The following is a 26,472-nucleotide window of genomic DNA, read 5'->3' on the forward strand; positions in this document are numbered from 1 at the left end:
GGCGCGCGTCGTCGTGTTTACTGCGCTGCGCCGCTGGCCGGCTTGAGGGCGGTCGCCGCGGCCGCCGCTTCCGAGGAAATCGATGGCACCGCCGCGTTCTGGCTGTCGAACTCGTGCTTTTCGCGGATGGCGTTATAGAAGATCGTGGCGATCACCACCAGTATCGCAATCACGATGAAGACGGCTACGCCAAAGGTCGGGTTCTTCTTGCGCGGCGGTTTGTTCATGAGGCAGGCTCGGTTCGCGAAGCGGTTGAGGATGGTTTTGACGAACGCGGCATTCTACGCGCACTGAGCTTGCACATGGCTTGCAACGGGGCGGCAAGTGACGCTTTGGCCGAGGGGCTTGCCGATGGTTGACTCGTGAGTTGGCGAATCATTGCAACACCGGCTTGCCATTCGACCCAGCAAGTGCCGCACCCGACGGAAGGCTAACGAGGCGCTGACCTACGTCACGGCCGAAGCGCGCACCGGCAACGCCGTCGAATACTTGATCTGCTCCATCGCAAAGCTCGAACTCACGTCGTACAGCGGCACGGCGGCAATCAACAGTTTGTAGATGCGGTCGTAATCGTCGATATCGGACACCACCACGCGCAGCAGATAATCGGTTTCCCCGCTCATCCGGTACACCTCGACCACTTCCGGAATCTCCTCCACGGCGCGCGTGAAGGTTTGCGCCCACTCCTCGGTATGCTGGTTGGTGCGCACGGCGACGAACACCGTCGTCCCCACGCCAAGCTTGCGCGCATCGCAGAGCGCCACCTGCGCGCGAATCACGCCCGCTTCTTTCAAACGCTGCAGCCGCTTCCAGCAAGGCGTTTGCGACAGGTTCACGCGCTGCGCCAGTTCGGCGATCGGCATGGTCGCATCTTCCTGCAGCAGTTCAAGCAGCTTCCGATCGATGATATCCATTCCCATTTCAACACCCCCATAGGAAATTATTCTACTTTTAAGACCACATGGGGAATTATATGGAAACTCTTTCTCCGGTCAAACAGGTATAAATATCGCTATCCCAAAGAACCGGCAAGCAGCCCTGCCGCTGCGTCACGACCATGAGCCACAACGCCCGCGCAACCTCGTTCGATCGCTTTCACGACTCCCGCTCGCTCCTCGCGCAAGCGGCTCGAACGACGCCCTCCGACCTGCCAACGGATACGTCATCGCACGCTCTTCAGCGGGCGCCGCTCACGCGCCTGTGCGATGCGCTCGACGCGATGTTCGAGGCCTGCGCGAAATTCCCCGAGCCTTCGGACTCGACGTTCTTCGCGCGCAGCATGCGTCTCGCGCTTGCCGAAGCGGCCGCGGACCCGGCGTTGCTCACACCGGCGCAACGTGAGGGCTCGGCGGAGAGTTACCGGCGTCACCTGCTAGCCGCCGGTCCGCGTGGCCGTTATGCGATCGCCGCGCTGGTGTGGCAGCCGCGCCAGATGAGCCCCGTGCATGCGCATCACACGTGGTGCGGTTACGCGGTGCTGGAAGGCACATTGAGCGAGACGATCTTCGATTGGGACGGCGCGCAGCATTGCGCAAGCGCCACCCGCGTGCAGGCGCGCAAACCGGGCGCGGTGTCGTTCGTGCGTGGCGGCCGCGGCGAGATTCATCGGCTGGGCAATGACGGCGAGGCGCCCGCCGTCTCGTTGCATATTTACGGCGTGTCGGGCGCCCAGATCGCGACCCATGTGAACGACGTCGTGCGCGCGGACGACTCACCGATGCTGGTCTGACAGACATTCGTCGCCGCTCCGCCCGCACTTCCGATCAACTCTTCCCGCCCCCTTCTCCCGCAGTGGGAATCTGCGGTGGAATCGGCGCCGTGCCGGTCGGCGGCGGCGCCGGACGCGGCTCGTGGGACACATCACGCGCCACGGCCAGTGGCGCATGCATGGCATGCGTCGACACGCCGCCGCCCGCCTCGACAGGCTGATGCGCATGGCCGGCAAACCCGGCCATCTCGTCATCCTGCAAAGGCTGCCCCTCGCTATCCTTCGACGACGTATAGACCCGCATCTGCGGCACCGGAATCTCGATCCCCGCTTCGTCCATCTTGCGCTTGAGCCGCAGGTTGAACGCGCGCGCCACGCTCCATTGTTGCAGCGGCCGCGTCTTGATCTGCCCTTTCACGACCATCCAGTTCGGATCGAAACGGTCGAGACCCCACACTTCGATCGGCCCGAGCATCTCGCGACGGTAACGGAAGTCGGCCATCAGATCCGCGCCGACCTCACGAATCAGTTGCGTGATCAGATCGACATCGGTGGAAAACGCCATTCGCACTTCGAACACCGCATAAGCAAAGTCGCGCGACAGGTTCTTGACGATCTTGATCTGCGAAAACGGAATCGCGTGAATCGCGCCCTGGCCGTCGCGCAGACGCACCGTGCGGATCGACAGATGCTCGACCGTGCCCGCATGGCCGCCGTCCACGTCGATCCAGTCGCCCACCGAAATCGTATCTTCGATGATGATGAACAGGCCCGTGATCAGGTCGGTCACGAGCGACTGCGCGCCAAAACCGATCGCGAGACCGATCACACCGGCGCCCGCCAGCAGCGGCGTCACATTGATGCCGAGGTTCGCCGCCGTGACGATGCCCGCAATCGTCATGATCGTCACGAGCAGGACGTTGCGCACGAGCGGCAGCATCGTGCGCGCGCGCATGCTCGGACTGCGCGACTTGGTGCGCGGGCCGGCCGGATTGAGCGCTTCGGTGATCGCGGTGTCGACCAGAATCCACAGCAGCCATGCAATGAACACGGTCGCGACGATCGCCGTCACCGCATGCGCGATACCGCGCGCCGCGACGTTCTGCTCGACCATCGCGGCAAGCGACACGCCCCACAGGCGCGCCGCGAGTTCGAAGAAGAACAGCCAGATGAAAAGCGTGAGCAGCGTACCGAAAAAGCGCAACAGCCGCGTCAGATACGGCGAGCGGCGACGGGCGCGCGCGCTGCGCGGGCGTGTCATGCGCAGGACGATGGCCGACAGGAAAAACGCCAGCACCAGCAACAGCGCGGTCACCACCGAAATCTGCAGCACGTTTTCGCTGGAACCCGAACCACCGAGCGTCGCGACCACCGACGCCGTCGCCAGTACCAGCACGGGCACGTGCCAGAGCGCGGCGAGCACGTCGAACGCGTCGGTCGCGGCCTTGTGATGGTTACGCTGCTCGTAGGGTCGGTTGCGGATCAGATGCGCGACCGGACGGCGAAATGCGACCGCGAAATAGCCGGTCAGCACGGCGGCCGTCATGTTGGCCGCGGTCGAAATCAAGGCGGCGAGATTCGAGCCGAGCTGGTGCGCGACGTCGTAATTGACGGCCGCATCGCCGAGCGCGCCACACACGCCGACCGCGAACAGCAGACGCCGCGCATGATCGATCAGCAGACGCACCGCGATGCGCCGATGCCCCGAACCGGACAGCGAGAACATGATCAGGCAGATCGCCGAAAACACCGCGCCCGCGACGATCGCATAGGCGACCACCATGCCGAGCGTGCGGCCGAGCGCATCGGGCATCGCGCGCACGAACAGCAGCGCCGCCACGAAGGCGATGATCCACGGACCGACGCGGCGCAACGCGAAGATCAGCAGCTCGCGCGTGGTCGGATTCGGATTCAGCTGCATGACGATGCCAAAGCGCCGGTACAGCCGGTGTTGCAGATAGATCAGCGCGCCGGCGCAGGCGCCCCAGCCGGCCAGCATCGCCAGCATCGAGAACAGCACGCGGCCGAAGCTCTCGCGCCCCTGGCTGGTGATGATCGTGAAGAGCTCGTTGCCGGCCGCATTGAAGCGTCCGCCCCAGTAGCGCACGGGCGTGCGGCCCTGATGCACGTCGGCTTCGAACGACGCGATGCCCGACGCGATCGCGCCGAGCAGGCCGGGGCTCGGTTGCGCGGGTGCGGGCGCGGCTGGCGCGACATTCTGCGAGACGTCGCGCAGCTTCTTGAGCTGGGTGACGAGCGCGGTGCGCTGGCGGTCGTTATCGAGCGTGGCGATCACGCTGTCGAGCGAGCGGGTCAATTCCGCCTGGCTCGCGGGCGACGGTGCGGACGCCGCGTCGGCAGCCGACGCGGCCGACGCGACTGGCGTGGGCGTCGCCGTCGCGCTGTTGATCAGGCTCTGCAAGGCCGGGATGAGGGGCGTGCTGCTGGGCGCACTGGCCGGTGCGCTGGTGGGTGCACTGGTGGGTGCACTGGTGGGTGCGCCGGCAGCCAGCGCCGACACGGGCACCGCGCCGGCGCACAGGATCAACGCGGCGCCGAGTACGGCCATCCATGCGCCGAACCATGCCGCGACGCGCGCGCGTCCAGTCGGGCGCGTGCCGGAGCCGGGCTGGTCTGAGAAAAGATGAGGGACGGCGCGGGTCGCCGGCTGCCCGCCGTTGGACGGCGTAGCCTCGGACTCACGCCGCGACGGGCATGACTGCATGGCAATCCGTAGGAAAAACGGGAGTCGCCAGTGTAGCCGCAGTTTTGCCCGGCGCGCCCGAACATGCGTAACCGAATGTTAGGGCGCTTGCGCGGGCTTCGAAAGCACAGCAGGGCGAGCTCGCCCGTCCTCGCGGGGCGCTTTACGCTATCGGCGCCGCTGCGGCGCACCGGGTGTGACGCGGCGGTGTGGCGGCGCCGCTTTCCCGACTTGCCGCTGCCATCGCGAACCTGATCGACTGCGCTCCCCCACGGTTGCAGTGAAACACCGCATGCTCGCGCCGCCTGACTTCGTCAGAGTCAGTAAGCGACCGTCGCGATCTGACGAACGAAGCGCCCCTGCTCCAGTTCATCGACGAACGCAATTGCGTAGTCTTCCGCGGAAATGCGGCTGTTGCCTTCGGCGTCGGCCAACAGCGTGTTCGCGCCCGTGCGGAACTGGCCGGTGCGCTCGCCGGGCGCGATCAGCGCGGCCGGCGCGAAGAAAGTCCAGTCGAGGTCAGTGATGCCCCGGTAGTAGTCGAATGCGTCGCGATGGGCGAGTGCGATCGCCTTGTACGCGTCGGGAAAACCGTCCGTATCGACCAGTTGCTTGCCCGGCGCGACTTCCAGCGAACCCGCTCCGCCCACCACCACGACGCGCTTCAAGCCCGCCGCGCGCACGCCTTCGACGAGCGCATGGGTCGCCTTCGTGAGCGTCGCGAGATCGTCCTGCGGCGGTGCGTAAGCGCTGGCCACGACATCGTGGCCGCGCACTGCGGCGCCGACGCTCGCAGCGTCGAGCAGATCGGCTTGCGCCGCCTTCAGATTCGCCACGTCGGTCGGCACACGCGCCGGATTGCGCGCCAGCGCCGTCACCTGATGCCCACGACGGGCCGCTTCAGCGGCGATCCGCGAACCGATCATGCCGGTCGCACCGAACAACGCGATCTTCAGTTGCTTGCTCATTTTCCAACTCCTGATTGATTTATATGTAACTACATTGATTACATATATCGTGGGAAAAAGAGGGGCTCGAGCCCCCGTCCGTTTTTCAGACGCATGTGCCGCATACGCCGCACATGCGCCCTTCGATACTGCTTCGTTACCGCCTCATCCGTGCACACGCCGCTTGCGCTCGCGCTGCTTCTCAGCGCGCACGACGTCGGCTGTGGCGTCGGCCAGCGTGCGTGCGCCAAGCGACGCCTCCAGCGCCTCCTGCGCTTCGTCGATGATGCCGCGCAGCACACCCTGAATATTGCGCCCCACCATGCACGCCGGATTCGGCTCCTCGCGATGCAGGGCGAACAATTGCGCGTCGTCTACCGCACGGTACACGTCGAGCAACGTGATCTGCCCGGGCGCACGGGCGAGCAGCGCGCCGCCGCCCGAGCCGAGCTGGGACGTGGTGAGACCCGCCTCGGCCAGCATGGTCAACAGCCGCCGGATCAGCGCGGGATTCGTGTTCACGCTGCCCGCGATCATCTCCGACGAAAGCGGCACGCCCTCCTGCAGCGACAACAGCGCAAGCACGTGCACCGCAAATGCAAACCGGCTACTCGTATTCACAACAAACCCGCCCAGCGACCACAATGTGTAACCATAGTAATTACATTTAACCCAGCCGTCAAATGACTGATCGGTCCGGCCGGCATGTCACTTGTCCATCTGCTTTTGCGCATCGGCCGAATCGCCCGTTGACGAAGCCGCCGCGTGCGCCGACGAGGCCGTATTCTGCGCCGACCACTCCTGCAGCTTGCGCCCCGCCGTTTCGAGGCTCTGGCCGGTGAGCGATGCGGCCTTGCCGAGCTGCGCGTGAGTTGCGCTCGCCGCGCTTTGCAGATTGGCCTGCGCGCTCGAAGCAAGGGCGTTCGGGTCGATGTTGATCGACGGCGCGGACGCGGATTCGAGGTTCTGCTGCGCGGCGGATCTGGTCGCATCGACCTGCTGGCCGACGTAGCTCGCCGCCTGGTCGAGCTTCTGGCCCGCGAGCTGGGCGGCGTCGTTGAGCTTGCCGGCAACCTGTCCGGCCGACGCATCGTTCTTCTGGCATGCGGCCAATGCACCGAATACGACGACCACGACCGCCGCGCGGCGCAACAACGGGTAATAGAGAGATGAAGTCATGTTTGAATTGAGCCGCATCGAGCGGCTTCCGCGTGCGAAAACGCGCTCATGATACGCCGTTGCGCCGCACTGACTCACTGGGGAGCGCGAGCCGCCATGTTGGGCGCGGCACGGTGCGCCGTGCAAGGACGCTCGCTCACGCAATCCGTCGCGGTTCTGTCAAACGCGATGGAGTAGACTGCGTGAGCATCGATGAATGTCGAAATGGTTTCGCTGTTTTCATTGATCAACTGGAGGCATACGATGGCGGCAAAGAAGATTCTGTTTCTGACCGGCGACTTCGCCGAGGATTACGAAACAATGGTGCCGTTTCAGGCGCTGCAGGCGGTCGGCCATATCGTCGACGCGGTCTGTCCGAACAAGAAAGCGGGCGAGCGCATCAAGACCGCGATCCACGATTTCGAAGGCGACCAGACCTACACCGAAAAGCCCGGGCATCAGTTCACGCTCAACGCGTCGTTCGACGACGCCGATCCGCGCCAGTACGACGCGTTGGCGATCGCCGGCGGCCGCGCGCCGGAATATCTGCGGCTCAATCCCAAAGTGATCGAGGTAGTGCGGCAATTCGCCGAAGCGGGCAAGCCGATCGCCGCCGTCTGTCACGGCGCGCAACTGCTGGCTGCCGCCGACGTGATTCGCGGCAAGCGCATTTCCGCATACCCGGCCTGCGCGCCCGAAGTGAAACTCGCGGGCGGCGAATACGCCGACATTCCGGTCGACGCCGCGATCACCGACGCCAACTTCGTCACCGCGCCCGCATGGCCCGCGCATCCCGAATGGCTGCGCCAGTTCCTCGTGCTGCTCGGCACGCGCATCGAACTCTAAGCTGGCGCGAAATTCGACAGCGAGCGCCCTGCCCGCGCGGCACCAGGCGTTCGCCGGAATACGGCACACCATTTTGCATTTGAGATTCGTCCGATAGTTCGCACCGCAAAACCTTTCTAAAGTCTAGGGCTGACTTGGGAGTGTTTTTTCGATGGAACTTGTCGACTGGATCGTCATCCTCGCCATCACGTTGATGGCCATTGCTTTCTTCTGCGCGCACACACCGGCCAACTGGTCGCGCGACAACCGCGCGCGGCGCGTAACCGGTACGCGCATGCTGGCACAAGCCGCGTGTTCGATCTGGGCGGCACTGCTGATCGTCGCGCGCGGCCTCTTCACGATCGGCGGCCTGCCCGGTCTGCGTCCCGCACCGGTCGAGGCATTGACAGGCGTCGCCGTTCTGCTCGCTTGCGGCTTTTACTGGTCGATTCGCGGCAGCAAGCTGCTCAAACCACGGCGCATTTTCGCCGCGCACTGAACCGCACAGCCGGCATGCTCATCGGCACGCGCCGATCAGCGCGTGCCGATACCGGGCGCGGTGTCGACGGAATGCACAGTCCGGTTGTCACCTGCTCTCGCGCCTTCACGACCTTCGAGGTCCGCGCGCCAACCGTGCCCATCCCGTTTCTGCGGAAAACCGGCCGCCTCAGCAGCCGCTTCCTCGGAACGCATCCCGGCTTCGGGCAGCGACAGATAAAACGTCGTGCCCTGCCCCTCCTGCGATTCCGCCCACACGCGTCCGCCGTGCCGCTCCACCATTCGGCGCACGAGCGCGAGGCCGATGCCCTCGCCGGCGCTCGCATTGCCGTGGAGTCGCTGAAACGCGTTGAAAAGCCGCGGCAAAGCGACCGCCGGTATCCCCTGGCCGTTGTCGCGCACATAGAAAATGCGTAACGAATGCACGCCCAGCGGCGCCGGCGTCGTTCCGATTTCGATCTTGCCCTCGCGCGCCGGGTCCAGGTAATTCACCGCATTGCCGACCAGGTTCGCGAACACCTGCTCGAGCGCGGTTGGATCGCCCCACACCGCAGGCAACTCGCCGACGCTCACACGAGCGCGCCGCGTCCGGATCGAGCCCTGCATCGCATCGATCACGCGCTGCACGATGTCCTGCACGTCCACCTTCTGCCGGCGATACTCGACGCGACCGACCCGTGACAACCGCAATAGCGCGTCGATGATGTGCGACGCGCGCAACACGGCCGTCTGCAAATAGTGCAGCGCTTCGCCGATATCCTCGTCGACTACCCGCTCGATCCGCTGCCGCGACTGCTCGGCGAGCGACGACTCGCGCACCGTCGCACGCAGCTCGTCACAGGCGCGGATCAGTTCTTTCGAGAAGCCCTGCAGATTCACCAGCGGCGCACGCAGGTCGTGCGACACGCCGTAGATGAACATCTCGTTTTCCTGGGTCTGCTGCCGCAATGTTTCGTTGATCTGCGCCAGTTCGCCGGTGCGGCGCGTGAGGTCCGCCTGGAAGCGCGCCTGGATGCGCTCGGCTTCGAGCAGACGCCGGCTCGTGTCATGCAAGGTCAGATCGAGGCGGGCGATTTCATCGCGACCGGTGTCGAGCGGCGCCAGCGGCTCGTTGCCCGCGAGGCGCCCGGCGTTGTCGGACAGGAGAGCGAGCCGCCCGCGCACACCGCGCGTGAACCACCAGATCGCCAGCGCCACGAACAGCAGCGAGCCGAACGCCGCCGTGGCGATCAAAGTCTGCTGCTGTTCGCGCGCGACGCCGGCGGCGCTCGAGCGCAACGCGTCGATGCGCCGCTCCTCCGCCTGGAACGCGACCATCTGCTGGCGCAAGCGATCGAGCGCATCGCTTTTCGCCGGATCGCGCAAGCGTTCGAGAACGTCATGCCGCAACCCTGAGCGCAGCAGATCCTGAATCCGGTCCGACCATTGGCGATACGCCTGCACGGCCTGCCGCACCTGCACCACACGCTCGACCTGAGCCGGGTTGTCGGCGACCAGTTCAGCCAGTTGGTCGATGCGGCGGTCGACATCCACCCATACCGCGACCGGCGTGGCGAAGTGCGTGTCGTTGGCAAGCACCGCGCCGCGCAGCGCCACGGATTCGCTCAGCACCGGATCGAGAATCGCGGCGCTCTGACGCAGCACGTCTTCACTATGAATGGCCCAACGCTCCGCCAGCGCCGCGTCGGACTGGGCCTTGACCAGTCCGGACAGCAGCGCCAGTTCGAAGACAGCCGGAATGGCGATCAGCAACAGGCCTTTAGTCGTCAGTCTCATGCGTGCGCATTGAAGGTCGTTGGCCGTAGATCATTGGGGGGGTCGGCACATTATGTCGACGTTTGCCCAGGAAGACAAAGACGGTCGGTCACCGTGGACCGCGCGTTTCGCCGGGCCGCCCGAACATCTCGCAAAGGGACGCCAACGCGTCAGGATCTTGAATGCAATGTAATTAAAATCGAATATTTCGCCCTCATCTGGATCATTCCGGGTGTACGCGAATTTTCATGCACTACCATTGTGCTTTTGATGTCTTTCCCGGTGCAATTGGAGGAACGCCTCAAGGGCGTCATGCATGTGACCAATCCCATGCCGGTGCTGAATTGCACCGCATCGACGCTTCCCGGCACAAGTTTGGCCCACTTCTTGCATTCATTGCCCGCTTTTTTGGAATACGCGGGACACATCGATGGAAAGTTTGAAAACCGGCACCGACACCCTGTTTCTTCTGCTCGGCGCGGCGATGGTGCTGGCCATGCATGCGGGATTTGCGTTTCTCGAACTCGGCACGGTCCGAAAAAAGAATCAGGTCAATGCGCTGGTCAAGATTCTCGTGGACTTCTCCGTCTCGACGATTGCGTATTTCTTCATCGGCTACACGATCGCCTACGGTGTGCAGTTTTTCGGCAGCGCGGAGTCGCTGGCCGCGCACAACGGCTATGCGCTGGTGCGCTTCTTCTTCCTGCTGACCTTCGCCGCCGCCATTCCGGCGATCGTGTCGGGCGGCATCGCGGAGCGCTCGAAATTCAATCCGCAACTGTTCGCGACCTTCGTGCTGGTGGGCTTCGTCTATCCGTTCTTCGAGGGAATCGCATGGAACGGCCGCCTTGGCATCCAGGACTGGCTCGCCCATGTGTTCGGCGCGCCGTTTCACGATTTCGCCGGCTCGGTGGTGGTGCACGCGTTCGGAGGTTGGGTCGCGCTGCCGGCGGTGCTGCTGCTGGGCGCGCGGCACGGGCGCTACCATCGGGACGGCGGCATCGCCGCGCATCCGCCGTCGAACATTCCGTTTCTTGCGCTCGGCGCATGGGTGCTGACGGTCGGCTGGTTCGGCTTCAACGTGATGAGCGCACAGACAGTCGACAAGATCAGCGGCCTCGTCGCCGTCAATTCGCTGATGGCGATGGTCGGCGGCACGCTGAGCGCGTGGTTCGCCGGCCGCAACGATCCGGGCTTCACCTACAACGGTCCGCTCGCAGGTCTGGTGGCGGTCTGCGCGGGCTCCGACGTGATGCATCCGCTCGGCGCGCTCGTGACGGGCGGCATCGCGGGCGCGCTGTTCGTCTATATGTTCACCTGCGTGCAGAACCGCTGGCGCATCGACGACGTTCTCGGCGTGTGGCCGTTGCACGGGCTGTGCGGCGCGTGGGGCGGCATCGCGGCGGGGATTTTCGGTCTGCACGCGCTCGGCGGCATGGGCGGGGTGTCATTCGGCTCGCAGCTGATCGGCACGCTGGGCGGAATCGCGGTGGCGTCGCTCGGCGGCTCGCTCGTGTACGGCGCGATCCGTTTGACGGTGGGTCTGCGGCTCGACCAGGAAGACGAATACAACGGTGCGGATCTGTCGATTCACAAGATTTCGGCGACGCCGGAGTAACAGGGACAAGGTAAGGCCTGGTCCGTGCGGGCGCAGCGGGCGGCGCTTTGCGCGCGCGAGCGCGGCGTTGACGCGCTCCCCCTGCGAGCGCACGGGCTACGCCGGGGGCCCCAGCGCTCACCTCGCACCGCTGCGCCGCGAGGCGCGACGATCCGAGCGCCGGCGCGGACGGAAAACCGGCGCGCCACACTCTCGACGTGGCCTGGACCTGTCCCCACATGCCCCGCCGATGTTAGACTTCGGCCTTGGAGATGGCATTCTCCATTAACCGCCCTCGTGGCTGATGATGCCTGCTTCGCCCGGATGACTGCGGACGTGGGCATCGCCTCGCCCACGCTCAGCCCGGTTTGTCGACACTTCGGTCTGGTCAGGTCTTCCTCCATGTATTGGTCCTTTCTCGCTGTCGCCATTGGCGGCGCGCTCGGCTCGCTGTTTCGCTGGTTTCTCGGCATCCGCCTGAACGGTATTTTTAGCGGCATGCCGCTTGGCACGTTCGCCGCCAACGTGATTGCGGGCTACATCATCGGCGTCGCGGTCGCGGGATTTGCGCGGGTGCCGCAGATCGCGCCCGAATGGCGGCTCTTCGTCATTACCGGCCTGATGGGCGGCCTTTCCACCTTCTCGACGTTCTCCGCGGAAGTCGTGCAACGTTTGCAGGACGGTCGGCTCGGCTGGGCCGCGGGCGAGATCGTCATTCACGTGAGCGCGTCGCTGGCAATGACCGTCCTCGGTATTGCAACCGTTTCGCTGTTATCGCGCTGAAAATGCAGCGCTTGCCGGTTTTCGGGAATCGCCAATGCGCCGTCTGTTGTTTTTCAAAAACATGAATGAATAACAAGGCGAGGAAATGCGGCCGTATGGATCGCCAGCGGCGCGATGCGTTTGCCGCGCTGGGTGCGCGTCTGGAGCGGGAAGTCGACGGTGCGATCGGGCTCGTCGCTCCGCACAGCGTCGTTGCGAAGCTCGCCGATGCGCGGACCATGATGCCGACCACCGCGTCCACCAACTGGTTACAGTCGAGAGAGTCGGAGTCGGCGTTGCGGTGATATCCAAACCGTAGTCCCCGCCCGCATGGGCCAACTGACCCCGTCGAGCCCGTTGGCCACTGAAGCCCGTCGCACCAGAAGAAACCCATTTCGGCGGCAAGCATCGCCTCACCGTCGAAAGCACGCGTGCCTCGTCCAGCGAGGGGCGCGATGGCAACCGGCGAGATCAGTCCGTGCCGGATTTCGGCGATCTCGGACCGTACAGCAGCCCATTCGGTGGGCCCGCGTGCAGCAGCCGGTAACTCGTCACACCAGCAATATCGTGACCTTTGTCCGTCAGCGAATTTGCAATCTGTTTGACCGCCGCCGTCACGAGCATGCCGATCAGGCCGCCTCCGCCGTAGTTGCTCCCCTCGTTGCTGTTGGCACTTGCGCTTCCCTGCCAAAGCACATCACCGGTCTTCAGGTCCACCAGCTTTGCCGACGTGGTGACGACAGTCGCGCTATCGACGATGTGGTACACGGTGCCGTATTGGGTGATCTTCGAATACAGCGCCGCGTCCGCACCAAAAATCTCGCGAAGCTTCGCGGGGGACGTTGCCTGAATATCGGCCGGGACGGTCAGGCCGTTCTGGCGAAAGGTTTCATCCATCACCGCCACTGGCACAACGTAATAACCCGATTCGGCGAGTGGCATCGTCATCTGCGAAAGCATGCTGTTCGTCGCCTGCACATCGGTCGTCTCGTTTTCGGGCGGCAAAACGAGAATTGAATGCGGCCGGCTGTTCCTGAAAGCGGTGTAGTCGGCATGCTTGACGGGCTGCGCGCACGCAGCCAGCAACGTGAACGTCGAGAGGGCAAACCAAAGTCTGAAAGAAAGGAATCTGCGCATGACGGCTCGCTTAGGGCTGTTTCGATTTATGTTTCATCAGGAAATCCATGTAGGTCGAGGATTCCGGAAACAGGTCTTTCTCGACCCCGAACTGTTCCATGGCCGGCCCGTCCTTGCCAACGCTCGCGTACAGCAGCCCGAGTTGCGCATGAAAACCCGGCGGGGGCGTGGCGCCCTTCGCGCGGATTTCCTGCAGCGCTTTTTCAAGTGCGTCGATCTGCTGCTGCGGGTTCTTGTCCCTCTTGAGGTAGTCATAGACCGCTGGCTGATAGCCGCTCCACTGGTAAAGCGGCGGCGGGCTGTTTGCCGCACATCCCGTGAGGAGCGCCGCAACTGTCATTGCCGGCAGCCTCATTCCCCATATCGTGCCCGTATGTTTCATCTTGAATTCCGTCAGGTGATGGTGTGTCGCACGAAAAGCTGTGCGACGTCGCTGGGTCGTGCGCCTATCGTGATAGCTTGAGCACGCCCTCATCGACCTGCGCAGCCAGATGGTTGACGGCTTCCTGGATCGCGAGGTCAAGCACCTTGCCATTCAGGGTCGAGTCGTAGCTGGCGGTGCCCCCAAAGCCGATGATTTCGCGATTCGAGAGGCTGTATTCCCCCGCCCCCTGACTCGACGCCACCACTTCCGAGGTCGTGGTATTCACCACGTTCAGACTTACCTTTGCATAAGCCACCTGGTTCTTGCCACTGCCGAGAATGCCAAAGAGCTGGCGATCACCCACTTCCTTGCGGCCAAACTCGGTGACGTCGCCAGTGATGACAAAGTTAGCGCCCTTGATCGCCTGCCCCTTCTTCATGAAGCCAGCTTCCTGACGGATTTCGTCGAGGTTGTCCCGATCCAGCACATTAAAGCGCCCGCTCTGCTGCAGCGCGGTGATCAGAATGGTCTTGGCCTGCCCGCCAAGGCGATCGGCTCCGTCGGAGAAAATTCCTCGCATATAGCTGGACCGGTTGTCGAACTTGCCGACGGCCATCTCGACGCGCTCGCCTGCGTACGGAGTCTGGGAAACGCTCACGGGCTGGACCGGGAGCGAATGTGAGGACTCCGTTGCACATCCGCCCAACGTAAGGGCGGCGGCGAGCACTGAAACTCCATAGATCTTTGACATATTCATCCTTCTCCTTTTGATAAAAACTTGATGATCAACGCGATCGTCAGAATTGCGCCGTTACCTGAAAGCCGAGCGCTACCCTTGCCGTCGGAAAACCCGAGGGCTTATAGAGAGGGGTGCCGGCAAACAGGTCATAGGCGAGCGCACCGGCCTTCGCCAATGCGCTGCCCCTGATACCGACCACGGCGCCCGCCAGTTGCGTACCGACGAGGTAGACGGCACTCGGACCGAATACATGGCCGTAGTCAATGCCTGCATAGAGTGACTGCCCTGTCGAGCCGATCGGCAACTGCAATTCGTTGCGCCAGAAAAAACCGCGCTCGGCCGCGAGCATCGTTTCGCCGTCGAAGCCGCGCACCGTGTAGCGGCTGCCGATCGTCAGGTCGTCGATGTAGTTCAGCGTGTTGTTGGTCAACTGGCCGCGAACGCTTGTCACGTAGCGAAGTGGCTGCGTTGCGATCGGGAACGGCACGGACAGGTTCGCGTCGAGTACGGCCATGTGGAAGCGGTACGTGGGGCCATTCACGTAGTAGTCCGGGGTTGCGCCGAGTGCACCCACACCCTGACGGTATGCGAGACTGCCGTCGAATTGCGACGCGCCGAAGTAATGACGGTTCGTCAGACCGGCTTCGATGAAAGTGTTGTTGCGGTGCTGCTGCCGGATATCGGTATCTTCGATGAAGCTCTCGCCAAAACGCTTCGTCAGCCGGAACTGCGCGCCAAGTACGTTGTTCTGGCTGCGCATGAGAACGCGCTGGAGTTTGAAGTCCACCGTCTGCGAGTTGCCGCTCGACACGAACGTCGCGTTGGCGCCCGCGATCTGCTGATAGTACGAGTTCGTATAGGCCGACAGCGTACCGGTCCAGTAGCCCCACGGAATCGGGTAGGAACCGTTCCATCCGTGTGAGCCAAGGCCTTTGTCGTCGAATTCGAGGTCCTGGCTTACGCCCACGTTGAAGATGTCGTTCAGGCCGAGCGGGTTGTCGACGCCGAGACTCAGGTTGCCTTGCAGCCTTCCCGTTGCGCGCTGGCCCGAATTGTCCACCGACGCGACCACGGTCCACGGCTTGGTACGCTTCACATCGAGTACCACGTCGCTTTTGCCGGGAATGTCGGTCGGCACGATCCGCATGGACACGTCCTGACTGCTGACGCGCTTCATCTGTTCAAGTCCCTGTTCGAGGTCACGTAGATTCAGCACGTTGCCGTCGCGGGTCGGGAATGCGGACTTCCATGTGCCGCGCGTTGCAGGATCGGTAAAGCGAACCTTGCCGATGACGCCCGGCACCAGTGCGAATTTGAGCGTCCCGGTTGAGGGGTCCTGTTCGGGCAGCAGTACTCGGGTGGTGATATAGCCGCGGCTCAGGATCGTCTATTGCATTCCTTTGGTGAGCGTGTCGAGCGGTGTACAGCATCGGGAACAATGAAATGCGTCCCGCTGAGCGGCGACCGCTGGTCTTATCCGAATCTGCTTCGCCCGTTCCGTTCGCTGTTTCTGCAACAGCTATGAGCATGCCCCGAATTCGGCTGAGCACCAGCCTGAGAATATTCCTGTTCATTTCTTGAACGCACAGCTTTCTTGAATGCGCAGCTTATTTCGTCGCGGAGAAAATTAACTCACTCGCGACAAGGCGTTGGTCAACAATTGTTAGATTCGACGCGATTCGCTACGCTTCAGTGAAATCGAACTCGTCTGATTGTGCGAATCCGAGTGTCTTGCGCCATATTGGCTATGGGTCATGCGTCATCGCGTCGAACAAGTTGCTTTTCCGACAGCCTTTCGCCATGCATGACGTTAGTCATGCTTGGCAAACAGATAAGAATAAAAAGAAAGATCAATCGTTCAAGGAGATCACCTCAACCCCTCGGGAAGAGTGTTCTGGCTGTGAAGCGTGAAAACTGGAATGTATCGAGCTACGTGTACGTTTTGGGAACGCGTGTCGAGCCGACAGAGCGCATGCGAATTGAGCGGGTTCAGCCCGCCGAAGCCTGCCCGGCAAACCGGGGAAACACTCCCCGGTAGCACCACGAAACGCAGGCGAATCCGCACTCGAATGCTGCGCCAGAAGCACGCCCTTTCCCCGCGCAGAGCCAAGGCAAGCTCGCATGGCACGGGGCGAATTGCGGTCTCTGCCTTTCCACTGCCGGCACATACGATCACGCAAGCGGTTTCAGCGGAGCGCCGACGATCTGGTTCTGTTCATTTGAAAGAACTGCCATCGCTCGGCACCCTTACCGCAAGCGTGTCCGACTGCCCCGAGAATGTAACCCGGCACTTTGAATGGCTCACCACTCGCGATCCTTAAGGCCAGCGGCTGACTGAAACGCGCTTCTGGATGTTGCTTTGGCCGCGTTCGAACATGCCGCAAATAAAATCTTCGCACTCTTAGTGTTATCTGGCTCGGCAGCAACTTATTTGCGGAATGCTTGAGCAATCCGCAGAGCGAGATCCGATAATGCCCATAACATGGCCTCTCGATTTTCTGCATAAAGCGCGAGATCGTATTCCGGAGTCTTAACACCGTGAAAGACTTGGACGTACGCGTCGCTGCGTTTTTGATGTGGACGCGTCGTCGGCCGGGAAAGGTTCTCCGAGGACTGCTGGCACGAGGGCTGTTGCCATGCCTGGTCGACCCTGCCGTTGATGCATGGCTACTAGGAATTGCTGCACCGTGCAATAAAGTTATCAAATGCCGCAGACTTTGTTGTATGCCGATAGACGAAAAAAAAGGCGTCACGTTGCCGTGACGCCTTAAAAAGTTCTAGCCATTCCGAGGGCCGTGCTAGAACCTGAGAGACGGTATTCGAAAGATGAGGCGCTGCTGCGAAACCCAAAGCGGACTGATGACCATGGACTGCGAGAATCGACCGCTAAGGTGTCGACAGCTACTGCGCGAACCTGGGTGAATTCAGAATGTGGGAATACAGAGTCTGAAATCGTCTTTCGAAATGAGGTTCCATTTTTTATGGTTATGCTGACTAAGTCAAGCAAAATCTAAAGAGGCTTCGTTCGCATCGGAAAAATATTCCGATACAATGAATCTTCTAATTAAAGATCCATTGAATGCCCTATTTCGGGGCTTCCCAAGGTTCAGTGCGGCACGGTCGCTAGCAAGCTGCCAACGCAGAAATTGAAATTTAGTTCCAAAAATTTACATGACCCGACCCACGTCCTCCAGTGCGACAGCCGACCCGGTCAAAGACAAAGACGGTCCGGGCGATGAGGTCACCGCGCTCGCACGCGGCCTGACCGTGCTGCGCTCGATCGCCGCCGCCGACGCGCCGCTCAGCAATCGCGAACTCACCGAGCTGACCGGCATTCCCAAGCCGACCGTCTCACGCATCACCGCCACGCTGGTCGGCACCGGCTTCCTGTTCCGGCTGCCCGACAGCGAGCGCTTCGTGCTGACCTCGTCGGTGCTGGAACTGAGCAACGGCTTTCTGCGCAACTTCGACATCCGGGCGCGCGCGCGGCCGTTCCTGATCGAACTTGCCGAACGCACCGCGCTGTCCGTGCATCTGGCCGTGCGCGACCGGCTCGAGATGGTGGTGATCGACGCGATCCGGCCGCGCTCGGCGGTGCTGGTGTCGCGTCTCGAGATCGGCTCGCGGATGAATCTGAGCCGCACCGCGGTGGGCCGCGCCTACCTCGCGGCGCTCGCCCAGCCGGAGCGCGACACGCTGCTCGCCGGCCTGCAGGTGGCCGAGGGCGATGACTGGGGCTACATCGGCAGCCGGCTCGAAAGCGCATTGCAAGACACCGTCGAGCGTGGCTTCGCGATCGCCACCGGCGAGTGGTACAACGGCCTGAACGCGATCGCGCTCGGTTTCGTCGGACCATCGGGCGAGCGCTATGCGGTCAATTGCGGCGGCTCGGCGGACCAGTGTCCGCGCGATTGGCTGATCTCGCGCGCCGCGCCGGCGCTGCTCGAATGCATCGGCAAGATCGTGCTCGAGATCGGCGGCACGCCGGGGCGTCGGCTCGACACCTGAGCCGGAACGCGAGGATTCGCCGGCTCGCGCTCGCGGCGGCCGCCCGTCCTCCTGTAACCTTCGTAATCAAAAGAAAAATAGTCGGGTGGACTGTTACAGACCGCGCAACGTAGGATCATGCATTCCTGTCGCGGGGCGCTCGCCCGGCGAGCCCTTCCCGGCATCGAGAACGGCTCGGCAAACCTGTGATGATGCCGCATTGCGTTAACATCTCTGTCCCGCGCCTCGGGTAGCATCGCGCAGAACCAGCGCCGCGCACCCGCTGTCGAAACTGCCTGTCATGCCGCCCCGCGTGCCAATTCGCCGAACTCCCGTAGCGGCGCAAGCGCGCGAACGGCTCACATCAAAGCCAGCCACCTGACCGAACCGATGGACGAACAACAAAAGCATCCGGAATCCCAACGCCCTGCCGCTCCGGCTTCCCAACCGTCGTCCGGCGGCGCCCCGACTGACGCGCCCGGCGTGGTGAAACGTCATCGCGGCCGCAACATCGCACTGACCGTTGCGGCGCTGGTCATTCTCGGCGTCGTGCTGTGGCGCTGGCATCCGTGGGGCGGGCCTGGTGGCGCGAGCGGCGCCGGCGCAGCCAGCGGCGCGTCGGGCGCCCGCGCGCCGGGTGGCCGGGGCGGGCGCGGCGCGGTGGCCAACATGCCGCAGCCGGTCCACGTGGCGACCGCGAGCCAGGGCGAGATGCCGGTGGTGCTGACCGCGCTCGGCACGGTCACGCCGCTCGCCACCGTCACCGTGCTGCCGCAGTTGAGCGGCGTGCTGCAGGACGTGTATTTCAAGGAAGGCCAGATGGTCAAGAAGGGCGATCTGCTCGCCCAGATCGACCCGCGCCCCTATCAGATCTCGCTGGAAAACGCGCAAGGCGTCCTGGTGCGCGACGAGGCGCTGCTGCAAACCGCCCGACTCGACCTGAAACGTTATCAGACACTGCTCGCGCAGGACTCGATCGCGAGCCAGCAGGTCGACACGCAGGCGTCGCTCGTGCGGCAATACGAAGGCACGGTGAAATCCGACAAGGCGAACATCGACAGCTTCAAGCTCGACCTCATCTATACGCGCATCACCGCGCCGGTGTCGGGGCGCGTCGGCTTGCGCCAGGTCGATCCGGGCAATTACGTGACGTCGAGCCTCTCCACGGGCATCGTCGTGATTACGCAATTGCAGCCGATCAGCGTGATCTTCACCACCTCCGAAGACAATCTGCAGCAAATCATCCAGCACACGCTCAACGGCGAGCAGCTGTCGGCCACCGCGTATGACCGCAGCAACACGGTGCCGCTCGAAACCGGCTCGCTGAAGACCATGGACAACCAGATCGACACGACCACCGGCACGGTCCGGCTGCGTGCGATCTTCCAGAACGAGAACACGCGCCTGTTCCCGAATCAGTTCGTCAACACGCGCCTTCTCGTCGATACGATCAAGGACGCGGTGATCGTGCCGACCACCGCCGTGCTCAACGGCTCGATGGGCCAGTTCGTGTATGTCGTGAAGGCGGACAACACGGTGACGGTGCGCCCAGTCAAGATCGGCCCCGTCGACGGCGAACGCACCAGCATCAAATCCGGCCTGCAGGTCGGCGAGCGCGTCGTGATCGACGGTTCGGACCGGCTGCGCGAAGGCTCGAAGATCACGATTCCGGCGGAGCGGCCGCGCGCCGCCTCCGGCGCGCATGGTGCGAGCGGCGCGGCTGCGGCATCGGGCGCATCGGGCGCTCACGCGCGTCACGGCCGACACGCATCGCAAGCTTCGTCATAAAGGCACGGCACTTACCGCATGAATCCATCCCGCGCTTTTATTCTGCGTCCCGTCGGCACCGCGCTGCTGATGGCGGCGATCATGCTGGTCGGCCTCGTCGCGCTGCGCTTTTTGCCGCTGTCCGCGCTGCCCGAGGTCGACTATCCGACGATCCAGGTGCAGACTTTCTATCCGGGCGCGAGCCCGGAGGTGATGACGTCGTCGGTGACCGCGCCGCTTGAGCGGCAGTTCGGGCAGATGCCGTCGTTGAACCAGATGTCGTCGCAAAGCTCGGCCGGCTCGTCGATCATCACGCTGCAATTCAGCCTCGATCTGCCGCTCGACATCGCCGAGCAGGAAGTCCAGGCCGCCATCAACGCGGCGGGCAACCTGCTGCCGTCGGACCTGCCCGCGCCGCCGATCTACGCGAAGGTCAACCCGGCCGACGCGCCGATCCTCACGCTCGCAATCACGTCGAAGACGCTGCCGATGACCCAGGTGCAGGACATGGCCGACACGCGTCTCGCGCAGAAAATTTCGCAGGTCGCGGGCGTGGGTCTCGTGAGCCTGTCGGGCGGCCAGCGCCCAGCCGTGCGGATTCAGGCGAACCCGCGCGCGCTCGCCGCGTACGGTCTGAATCTCGACGACCTGCGCACCACCATCTCGAACCTGAACGTCAACACGCCGAAGGGCAACTTCGACGGTCCGACGCGCAACTACACGATCAACTCGAACGACCAGCTGACCGACGCCGAGCAGTACAAGAGCGCCGTGATCGCGTACAAGGACGGCCGCCCGGTGATGCTGACCGACGTCGCGAACATCGTGCAGGGCGCGGAGAATACCAAGCTCGGCGCGTGGGTGGACAACACGCCCGCGATCATTCTGAACGTGCAGCGCCAGCCGGGCGCGAACGTGATTCAGGTGGTGGACAGCATCAAGAAGCTGCTGCCGCAATTGCAGCAGTCGCTGCCCGCCGCGCTCGACGTGCAGATCGTCACCGACCGTACCACCACGATCCGCGCCTCGGTGCGCGACGTGCAGTTCGAACTGGCGATGTCGGTCGTGCTGGTCGTGCTGGTGATGTACCTGTTCCTCGCCAACGTCTACGCGACCATCATCCCGAGTCTGTCGGTGCCGCTGTCGCTGATCGGCACGCTCGCGGTGATGTACCTGTGCGGTTTTTCACTCGATAACCTCTCGCTGATGGCGCTGACCATCGCAACCGGTTTCGTGGTCGACGACGCGATCGTGATGATCGAGAACATCGCGCGCTACGTCGAGGACGGCGAAGCGCCGCTCGAAGCCGCGCTGAAGGGCTCCAAACAGATCGGCTTCACGATCATTTCGCTGACGGTGTCGCTGATCGCCGTGCTGATCCCGCTGCTCTTCATGGGCGACGTGGTGGGCCGGCTGTTCCACGAATTCGCGATCACGCTCGCCGTGACCATCGTGATCTCGGCCATCGTGTCGCTCACGCTGGTGCCGATGATGTGCGCGAAGCTGCTGCGCCACACGCCGCCGCATGAGAGCCAGCGCTTCGAGGCGAAGGCGCACCGTTTCATCGACTGGGTGATCGCCCGCTACGCGGTCGCGCTCACGTGGGTGTTGAACCGCCAGCGCTCCACGCTGGTCGTCGCGGTGCTCACGCTGGTGCTGACCGCCCTGCTGTACGTGTACATTCCGAAGGGCTTCTTCCCGGTGCAGGACACCGGCGTGATCCAGGCGATCACGCAGGCGCCGCAGTCGGTCTCGTTTGCGTCGATGGCCGAGCGTCAGCAGGAGCTCGCCGCGCAGATCCTGAAGAATCCAGACGTGGACAGCCTCACGTCGTTCATCGGCGTGGACGGCAGCAACATCACGCTGAACAGCGGCCGCATGCTGATCAACCTGAAACCGCGCGACGACCGCAGCCACACCGCGAGCGAAGTGATCCGCCAGTTGCAGAAGGACGTCGCGCATATCGCCGGCGCGACGCTGTTCATGCAGCCGGTGCAGGACCTGACGATCGACTCGACCGTGAGCCCGACGCAGTACCAGTTCATGCTGACCGATCCGAACATCAGCGAATTCACGACCTGGGTGCCGAAGCTCGTCGACCGCCTGAAGCAGGCGCCCGAACTCGCGGACGTGGCGACCGATCTGCAGGACAACGGCCGCTCGGTGTTCATCGAAATCGACCGCGCCACCGCGTCGCGTTTCGGCATCACGCCCGCCACGATCGACAGCGCGCTGTACGACGCGTTCGGCCAGCGCATCATTTCCACCATCTTCACGCAGTCGAATCAGTACCGCGTGATTCTCGAAGCGCAGCCGGAGATGCAGCACTACGTCGAGTCCCTGAACTCGATCTACCTGCCCTCCTCCACTTCCTCGGGCGGCCAGGTGCCGCTCTCCTCCATCGCGAAGTTCATCGAGAAGCCCGCGCCGCTGCTGGTCACGCATCTGAGCCAGTTCCCGGCCACCACGGTGTCGTTCAACCTCGCGCCGGGCTCGTCGCTCGGCGCGGCGGTGAAGGCTATCACCCAGGCCGAGCAGGACGTCGGCCTGCCGGCATCGTTCCAGACGCGCTATCAGGGCGCGGCGCTCGCATTCCAGGCGTCGCTCACGAACGAGCTGTTCCTGATTCTCGCGGCCATCGTCACGATGTACATCGTGCTCGGCGTGCTGTACGAGAGCTTCATCCATCCGATCACGATTCTCTCCACGCTGCCCTCGGCCGGGGTCGGCGCGCTGCTCGCGTTGCTGATCACCGGGCACGATCTGGACATCATCGGCATCATCGGCATCGTGCTGCTGATCGGTATCGTGAAGAAGAACGCGATCATGATGATCGACTTCGCGCTGTATGCGGAGCGCGAGGAAGGCAAGCCGCCGCGCGAAGCGATCTACCAGGCGTGTCTGCTGCGCTTCCGGCCGATCCTGATGACCACGCTCGCCGCGCTGCTCGGCGCGCTGCCGCTGATGCTCGGCACCGGCGCCGGTTCGGAGCTGCGCCGCCCGCTCGGTATCGCGATTGCGGGCGGGTTGATCGTGAGTCAGTTGCTGACGCTGTTCACCACGCCGGTGATCTACCTCGCGTTCGATTCGCTCGCCCGCCGCGCGCGTGAGCGCTTCAATCGCGGTGGGCCGTCCAGCGGCACGACGCCGCCCGCCACCGATGCAGGGAACTGAGCGATGAATCTGTCGCGTCCGTTTATCTCCCGCCCGGTCGCCACCACGCTGCTGGCGATCGGCATCGCGCTGGCCGGTGTGTTCGCGTTCACGAAGCTGCCGGTCGCGCCCCTGCCGCAGGTCGATTTCCCGACCATTTCGATTCAGGCGTCGTTGCCAGGCGCGAGCCCGGAGACCGTGGCCACCAGCGTCGCGAGTCCGCTCGAACGGCATCTCGGCTCGATCGCCGACGTCACCGAAATGACCTCGATGAGTTCGGTGGGCTCGACGCGCATCACGATGCAGTTCGGCCTGAACCGCGACATCGACGGCGCCGCGCGCGACGTGCAGGCCGCCATCAACGCCGCGCGCGCCGATCTGCCGACCAGCCTGCGCAGCAATCCGACGTATCACAAGGTCAACCCCGCCGACGCGCCGATCCTGATTCTGGCGCTCACCTCGAATACGCTGACCGCCGGCCAGTTGTACGACTCGGCGGCCACCGTGCTGCAACAGTCGCTGTCGCAGGTGGAAGGCATCGGCGAAGTGGACGTGAGCGGCTCGGCCAATCCGGCGGTGCGGGTCGAACTGGAGCCGCACGCGCTCGCACATTACGGCATCGGCCTCGAAGACGTGCGCGCGGCGCTCGCCGCGGCCAACGCGAACAGCCCGAAAGGCTCGATCGAGTTCGGCCAGAACCGCGTGCAGATCTACACCAACGACCAGGCCACCAAGGCGGCGCAATACAAGGACCTCGTCATCGCTTATCGCAATGGCGCGGCGGTGAAACTCTCGGACATGGGCGAGGTGGTCGACTCGGTCGAAGACCTGCGCAATCTCGGACTCTTCAACGGCAAGCGCGCGGTGCTGGTGATCCTGTACCGTCAGCCGGGCGCGAACATCATCGAGACCATCGACCGCGTGAAGGCGATGCTGCCGCAACTGCACGCGTCGCTGCCCGCCGACGTCGACATCTCGCCCACCGCCGACCGCTCTCCCACGATCCGCGCGTCGCTGCGCGACACCGAGCGCACGCTGGTGATCGCGGTCGCGCTGGTGGTGATGGTGGTGTTCCTGTTCCTGCGCAACTGGCGCGCCACGCTGATTCCGAGCGTGGCCGTGCCGATCTCGATCATCGGCACGTTCGGCGCGATGTACCTGCTGGGCTTTTCGATCGACAACCTGTCGCTGATGGCGTTGACGATCGCGACCGGCTTCGTGGTCGACGACGCGATCGTGGTGCTGGAGAACATCTCACGGCATATCGAGAACGGCGTGCCGCGCATGAAGGCCGCGTTTCTCGGCGCGCGCGAAGTCGGCTTCACGGTGCTGTCGATCAGCATCTCGCTGGTCGCCGTGTTTCTGCCGATCCTGCTGATGGGCGGCATCGTCGGCCGGCTGTTCCGCGAATTCGCGTTGACGTTGTCGCTCGCGATTGCGATGTCGCTGATCGTCTCGCTCACGCTCACGCCGATGATGTGCTCGCGCCTGCTGCGCGAGAAGCACGAGCAGAAGGAAGAAGGACGCGTCGGGCGCTGGCTCGAACGCGGCTTCATGTCGATGCAGCGCGGCTACGAGCGCACGCTCGGCTGGGCGCTGCTGCATCCGCGCCTGATCGTGACGATCCTGCTGCTGACCATCGGCCTGAACATCTGGCTCTACATCATCGTGCCGAAGGGTTTCTTCCCGCAACAGGACACCGGGCGCATGATCGGCGGCATCCAGGCCGATCAGAGCACGTCGTTCCAGGCGATGAAAGGCAAGTTCTCGCAGATGATGGACATCGTCAGCAAGAACCCGGCGGTGGAAAGCGTGGTCGGTTTCACCGGCGGCCGGCAAACCAACGCGGGCTTCATGTTCGTCTCGCTGAAATCGAAAAGCGAACGCAGCCTGTCCGCCGATCAGGTGATCCAGCAACTGCGCGGCCCGCTCGGCGACGTGGCCGGCGCACGCACCTTCCTGCAGCCGGTGCAGGACATTCGCGTCGGCGGGCGGCAGTCGAACGCGCAGTACCAGTTCACGCTGCTGGCGGACTCCACGCCGGACCTGTACCTGTGGGGGCCGAAGCTCACCGAGGCATTGCAGGCGCGCAAGGAACTCGCCGACGTGAACTCCGATCAGCAGCAGGGTGGCCTCGAAGCGATGGTGACGATCGACCGCGCGACGGCGGCGCGTGTCGGCATCAAGCCGGCGCAGATCGACAACACCTTGTATGACGCGTTCGGCCAGCGCCAGGTGTCGACCATCTACAACCCGCTGAACCAGTATCACGTCGTGATGGAAGTCGCGCCGAGGTACTGGCAGAGCCCGGAGATGCTCAAGCAGATCTACATCAGCACGTCGGGCGGCAGTGCGAGCGGTGCGCAGACCACCAATGCGCCGGCGGGCACGGTCACCTCGGCGGCGGCGGCGGCCGCGGCCACGAGCACGACCACCAGCGCGACGACCGGCGGCACGGCGGGCACGACCGCATCGAGCACCGCGAGCATCGCCGCCGACTCGGCACGCAATCAGGCGATCAACTCGATCGCGGCAAGCGGCAAGTCGAGCGCGTCGTCGGGCGCGGCGGTGTCGACGTCGAAGGAAACCATGGTGCCGTTGTCAGCGATCGCGAGCTTCGGGCCGGGCACCACGCCGCTGTCGGTGAATCACCAGAGCCAGTTCGTGGCTTCGACGATTTCGTTCAATCTGCCGCCGGGCGTGTCGCTCTCGACGGCGACTCAGGTGATCTACGACACGATGGCGGAGATCGGCATGCCGGCGACGATCCACGGCAGCTTCCAGGGCACCGCACAGGCGTTCCAGCAGTCGATGTCCGACCAGCCGATCCTGATTCTGGCCGCGCTCGCGGCGGTGTATATCGTGCTCGGGATGCTGTACGAGAGCTACATCCACCCGCTGACGATTCTATCGACGCTGCCGTCCGCAGGCGTCGGCGCATTGCTCGCGTTGCTGCTGTTCGGTACGGAGTTCAGCATCATCGCGCTGATCGGCGTGATTCTGCTGATCGGCATCGTGAAGAAGAACGCGATCATGATGGTGGACTTCGCGATCGAAGCGTCGCGGCAAGGCATGTCGTCGCGCGACGCGATTTTCCAGGCGTGTCTCCTGCGCTTCCGGCCGATCATGATGACCACCTTCGCGGCGCTGCTCGGCGCGTTGCCGCTCGCGTTCGGCCATGGCGAAGGGGCCGAGCTGCGTGCGCCGCTGGGGATCGCGATCGTCGGCGGCCTGATCGTCAGTCAGATGCTCACGCTCTACACCACGCCGGTCGTGTATCTGTATATGGACCGGTTGCGCGTGCGGTGGGAAGCGAGAAAGGCGCGCAGAACGGGCGTGGCGCCGTCGTCGTCATAATTGAATTGAGCTGC

20 protein-coding genes, 2 pseudogenes and 1 riboswitch are annotated in these 26,472 nt (G+C 63.7%); of the genes and pseudogenes, 10 read left to right on the top strand and 12 right to left on the bottom strand.

Features of this window, described 5'->3' with window-relative positions:
• Positions 1-17: 17 nt before the first annotated feature.
• Positions 18-227: a hypothetical protein gene (locus tag ACZ9H4_RS10205; RefSeq protein WP_408150745.1), complete on the bottom strand. Its 210-nt coding sequence runs from the start codon at positions 225-227 to the stop codon at positions 18-20.
• Positions 228-446: 219 nt separating this feature from the next.
• Positions 447-920 carry an Lrp/AsnC family transcriptional regulator gene (locus tag ACZ9H4_RS10210; RefSeq protein WP_476118949.1) on the bottom strand — a complete coding sequence of 158 codons (474 nt, stop codon included), beginning with the start codon at positions 918-920 and terminating at the stop codon, positions 447-449.
• Between the two features lie 137 nt (positions 921-1,057).
• On the opposite strand from ACZ9H4_RS10210, the gene ACZ9H4_RS10215 reads away from it, so the two are divergent.
• Positions 1,058-1,729, top strand: coding sequence for a cysteine dioxygenase family protein (locus tag ACZ9H4_RS10215; protein WP_476118950.1), 672 nt, complete (start codon positions 1,058-1,060; stop codon positions 1,727-1,729).
• 34 nt (positions 1,730-1,763) lie between these two features.
• Here the strand turns inward: ACZ9H4_RS10215 and ACZ9H4_RS10220 are convergent, their stop codons facing one another.
• From ACZ9H4_RS10220 to ACZ9H4_RS10235, 4 genes are all read right to left on the bottom strand, one after another.
• Positions 1,764-4,433 (bottom strand): mechanosensitive ion channel family protein, encoded by a 2,670-nt coding sequence (locus ACZ9H4_RS10220; RefSeq protein ID WP_476118951.1) that lies wholly within the window; start codon positions 4,431-4,433, stop codon positions 1,764-1,766.
• A 299-nt stretch (positions 4,434-4,732) separates the two neighbouring features.
• Complete coding sequence (locus ACZ9H4_RS10225; RefSeq protein WP_408150441.1) at positions 4,733-5,380, bottom strand: NAD(P)-dependent oxidoreductase; 648 nt, start codon at positions 5,378-5,380, stop codon at positions 4,733-4,735.
• Positions 5,381-5,524: 144 nt separating this feature from the next.
• A complete protein-coding gene (locus tag ACZ9H4_RS10230; protein ID WP_408150443.1) occupies positions 5,525-5,980 on the bottom strand; it encodes an Rrf2 family transcriptional regulator in 456 nt (151 codons plus the stop codon).
• An 87-nt stretch (positions 5,981-6,067) separates the two neighbouring features.
• Positions 6,068-6,538, bottom strand: a complete 471-nt coding sequence (locus tag ACZ9H4_RS10235) for a BCAL1086 family glycoprotein (RefSeq protein WP_408154384.1) — start codon at positions 6,536-6,538, stop codon at positions 6,068-6,070.
• A 243-nt stretch (positions 6,539-6,781) separates the two neighbouring features.
• On the opposite strand from ACZ9H4_RS10235, the gene ACZ9H4_RS10240 reads away from it, so the two are divergent.
• Both ACZ9H4_RS10240 and ACZ9H4_RS10245 read left to right on the top strand, forming a co-directional pair.
• Complete coding sequence (locus ACZ9H4_RS10240) at positions 6,782-7,363, top strand: DJ-1/PfpI family protein (protein ID WP_408150447.1); 582 nt, start codon at positions 6,782-6,784, stop codon at positions 7,361-7,363.
• Between the two features lie 151 nt (positions 7,364-7,514).
• On the top strand, positions 7,515-7,841 hold the full coding sequence (locus ACZ9H4_RS10245; RefSeq protein ID WP_476118952.1) for a hypothetical protein: 327 nt from the start codon (positions 7,515-7,517) through the stop codon (positions 7,839-7,841).
• A 35-nt stretch (positions 7,842-7,876) separates the two neighbouring features.
• Here ACZ9H4_RS10245 and ACZ9H4_RS10250 read toward each other — a convergent pair whose 3' ends face one another.
• Positions 7,877-9,616, bottom strand: a complete 1,740-nt coding sequence (locus ACZ9H4_RS10250; RefSeq protein ID WP_476118953.1) for a sensor histidine kinase — start codon at positions 9,614-9,616, stop codon at positions 7,877-7,879.
• A gap of 409 nt (positions 9,617-10,025) precedes the next feature.
• Between ACZ9H4_RS10250 and ACZ9H4_RS10255 the strand changes: the two genes are divergently transcribed.
• The 3 genes from ACZ9H4_RS10255 to ACZ9H4_RS10265 all read left to right on the top strand — a co-directional run bounded on the left by ACZ9H4_RS10255 (position 10,026) and on the right by ACZ9H4_RS10265 (position 12,259).
• Positions 10,026-11,213 carry an ammonium transporter gene (locus tag ACZ9H4_RS10255; protein WP_408150453.1) on the top strand — a complete coding sequence of 396 codons (1,188 nt, stop codon included), beginning with the start codon at positions 10,026-10,028 and terminating at the stop codon, positions 11,211-11,213.
• Positions 11,214-11,451: 238 nt separating this feature from the next.
• Positions 11,452-11,513: riboswitch (Fluoride riboswitch) on the top strand.
• A gap of 81 nt (positions 11,514-11,594) precedes the next feature.
• Positions 11,595-11,975: a fluoride efflux transporter CrcB gene (gene crcB, locus ACZ9H4_RS10260; protein WP_408150455.1), complete on the top strand. Its 381-nt coding sequence runs from the start codon at positions 11,595-11,597 to the stop codon at positions 11,973-11,975.
• 95 nt (positions 11,976-12,070) lie between these two features.
• Positions 12,071-12,259 carry a hypothetical protein gene (locus ACZ9H4_RS10265; protein WP_476118954.1) on the top strand — a complete coding sequence of 63 codons (189 nt, stop codon included), beginning with the start codon at positions 12,071-12,073 and terminating at the stop codon, positions 12,257-12,259.
• Between the two features lie 166 nt (positions 12,260-12,425).
• On the opposite strand, the gene ACZ9H4_RS10270 is transcribed toward ACZ9H4_RS10265, so the two are convergent.
• The 5 genes and pseudogenes from ACZ9H4_RS10270 to ACZ9H4_RS10290 form a co-directional block, all read right to left on the bottom strand.
• Complete coding sequence (locus tag ACZ9H4_RS10270) at positions 12,426-13,091, bottom strand: DUF799 domain-containing protein (protein WP_476118956.1); 666 nt, start codon at positions 13,089-13,091, stop codon at positions 12,426-12,428.
• Positions 13,092-13,101: 10 nt separating this feature from the next.
• Positions 13,102-13,473 carry a DUF4810 domain-containing protein gene (locus ACZ9H4_RS10275; protein WP_476118957.1) on the bottom strand — a complete coding sequence of 124 codons (372 nt, stop codon included), beginning with the start codon at positions 13,471-13,473 and terminating at the stop codon, positions 13,102-13,104.
• A gap of 64 nt (positions 13,474-13,537) precedes the next feature.
• Positions 13,538-14,212: a CsgG/HfaB family protein gene (locus ACZ9H4_RS10280; RefSeq protein WP_408150461.1), complete on the bottom strand. Its 675-nt coding sequence runs from the start codon at positions 14,210-14,212 to the stop codon at positions 13,538-13,540.
• Positions 14,213-14,252: 40 nt separating this feature from the next.
• Positions 14,253-15,611 (bottom strand): annotated as a pseudogene (locus ACZ9H4_RS10285) (ShlB/FhaC/HecB family hemolysin secretion/activation protein); the annotation flags it as partial.
• A 28-nt stretch (positions 15,612-15,639) separates the two neighbouring features.
• Positions 15,640-15,768, bottom strand: a pseudogene (locus tag ACZ9H4_RS10290) (ESPR-type extended signal peptide-containing protein); the annotation flags it as partial.
• A gap of 1,597 nt (positions 15,769-17,365) precedes the next feature.
• On the opposite strand from ACZ9H4_RS10290, the gene ACZ9H4_RS10295 reads away from it, so the two are divergent.
• The 4 genes from ACZ9H4_RS10295 to ACZ9H4_RS10310 all read left to right on the top strand — a co-directional run bounded on the left by ACZ9H4_RS10295 (position 17,366) and on the right by ACZ9H4_RS10310 (position 26,458).
• Positions 17,366-18,202: an IclR family transcriptional regulator gene (locus ACZ9H4_RS10295; RefSeq protein WP_408150463.1), complete on the top strand. Its 837-nt coding sequence runs from the start codon at positions 17,366-17,368 to the stop codon at positions 18,200-18,202.
• Between the two features lie 369 nt (positions 18,203-18,571).
• On the top strand, positions 18,572-19,969 hold the full coding sequence (locus tag ACZ9H4_RS10300) for an MdtA/MuxA family multidrug efflux RND transporter periplasmic adaptor subunit (protein WP_476118958.1): 1,398 nt from the start codon (positions 18,572-18,574) through the stop codon (positions 19,967-19,969).
• A gap of 18 nt (positions 19,970-19,987) precedes the next feature.
• A complete protein-coding gene (locus tag ACZ9H4_RS10305; protein ID WP_476118959.1) occupies positions 19,988-23,122 on the top strand; it encodes an MdtB/MuxB family multidrug efflux RND transporter permease subunit in 3,135 nt (1,044 codons plus the stop codon).
• A 3-nt stretch (positions 23,123-23,125) separates the two neighbouring features.
• Complete coding sequence (locus ACZ9H4_RS10310) at positions 23,126-26,458, top strand: efflux RND transporter permease subunit (protein WP_476118961.1); 3,333 nt, start codon at positions 23,126-23,128, stop codon at positions 26,456-26,458.
• Positions 26,459-26,472 lie beyond the last annotated feature (14 nt).

It is taken from the genome of Paraburkholderia sp. TE9906 (genome assembly GCF_056279605.1).

Coding starts and splice junctions, on each gene's coding strand:
- ACZ9H4_RS10250 (WP_476118953.1), bottom strand. CDS start 9,616: ATGAGACTGACGACTAAAGGCCTGTTGCTGATCGCCATTCCGGCTGTC.
- ACZ9H4_RS10310 (WP_476118961.1), top strand. CDS start 23,126: ATGAATCTGTCGCGTCCGTTTATCTCCCGCCCGGTCGCCACCACGCTG.
- ACZ9H4_RS10215 (WP_476118950.1), top strand. CDS start 1,058: ATGAGCCACAACGCCCGCGCAACCTCGTTCGATCGCTTTCACGACTCC.
- ACZ9H4_RS10225 (WP_408150441.1), bottom strand. CDS start 5,380: ATGAGCAAGCAACTGAAGATCGCGTTGTTCGGTGCGACCGGCATGATC.
- ACZ9H4_RS10265 (WP_476118954.1), top strand. CDS start 12,071: ATGGATCGCCAGCGGCGCGATGCGTTTGCCGCGCTGGGTGCGCGTCTG.
- ACZ9H4_RS10205 (WP_408150745.1), bottom strand. CDS start 227: ATGAACAAACCGCCGCGCAAGAAGAACCCGACCTTTGGCGTAGCCGTC.
- ACZ9H4_RS10245 (WP_476118952.1), top strand. CDS start 7,515: ATGGAACTTGTCGACTGGATCGTCATCCTCGCCATCACGTTGATGGCC.
- ACZ9H4_RS10220 (WP_476118951.1), bottom strand. CDS start 4,433: ATGCAGTCATGCCCGTCGCGGCGTGAGTCCGAGGCTACGCCGTCCAAC.
- ACZ9H4_RS10305 (WP_476118959.1), top strand. CDS start 19,988: ATGAATCCATCCCGCGCTTTTATTCTGCGTCCCGTCGGCACCGCGCTG.
- ACZ9H4_RS10210 (WP_476118949.1), bottom strand. CDS start 920: ATGGGAATGGATATCATCGATCGGAAGCTGCTTGAACTGCTGCAGGAA.
- ACZ9H4_RS10270 (WP_476118956.1), bottom strand. CDS start 13,091: ATGCGCAGATTCCTTTCTTTCAGACTTTGGTTTGCCCTCTCGACGTTC.
- ACZ9H4_RS10240 (WP_408150447.1), top strand. CDS start 6,782: ATGGCGGCAAAGAAGATTCTGTTTCTGACCGGCGACTTCGCCGAGGAT.
- ACZ9H4_RS10295 (WP_408150463.1), top strand. CDS start 17,366: ATGACCCGACCCACGTCCTCCAGTGCGACAGCCGACCCGGTCAAAGAC.
- ACZ9H4_RS10300 (WP_476118958.1), top strand. CDS start 18,572: ATGGACGAACAACAAAAGCATCCGGAATCCCAACGCCCTGCCGCTCCG.
- crcB (WP_408150455.1), top strand. CDS start 11,595: ATGTATTGGTCCTTTCTCGCTGTCGCCATTGGCGGCGCGCTCGGCTCG.
- ACZ9H4_RS10275 (WP_476118957.1), bottom strand. CDS start 13,473: ATGAAACATACGGGCACGATATGGGGAATGAGGCTGCCGGCAATGACA.
- ACZ9H4_RS10280 (WP_408150461.1), bottom strand. CDS start 14,212: ATGAATATGTCAAAGATCTATGGAGTTTCAGTGCTCGCCGCCGCCCTT.
- ACZ9H4_RS10235 (WP_408154384.1), bottom strand. CDS start 6,538: ATGACTTCATCTCTCTATTACCCGTTGTTGCGCCGCGCGGCGGTCGTG.
- ACZ9H4_RS10255 (WP_408150453.1), top strand. CDS start 10,026: ATGGAAAGTTTGAAAACCGGCACCGACACCCTGTTTCTTCTGCTCGGC.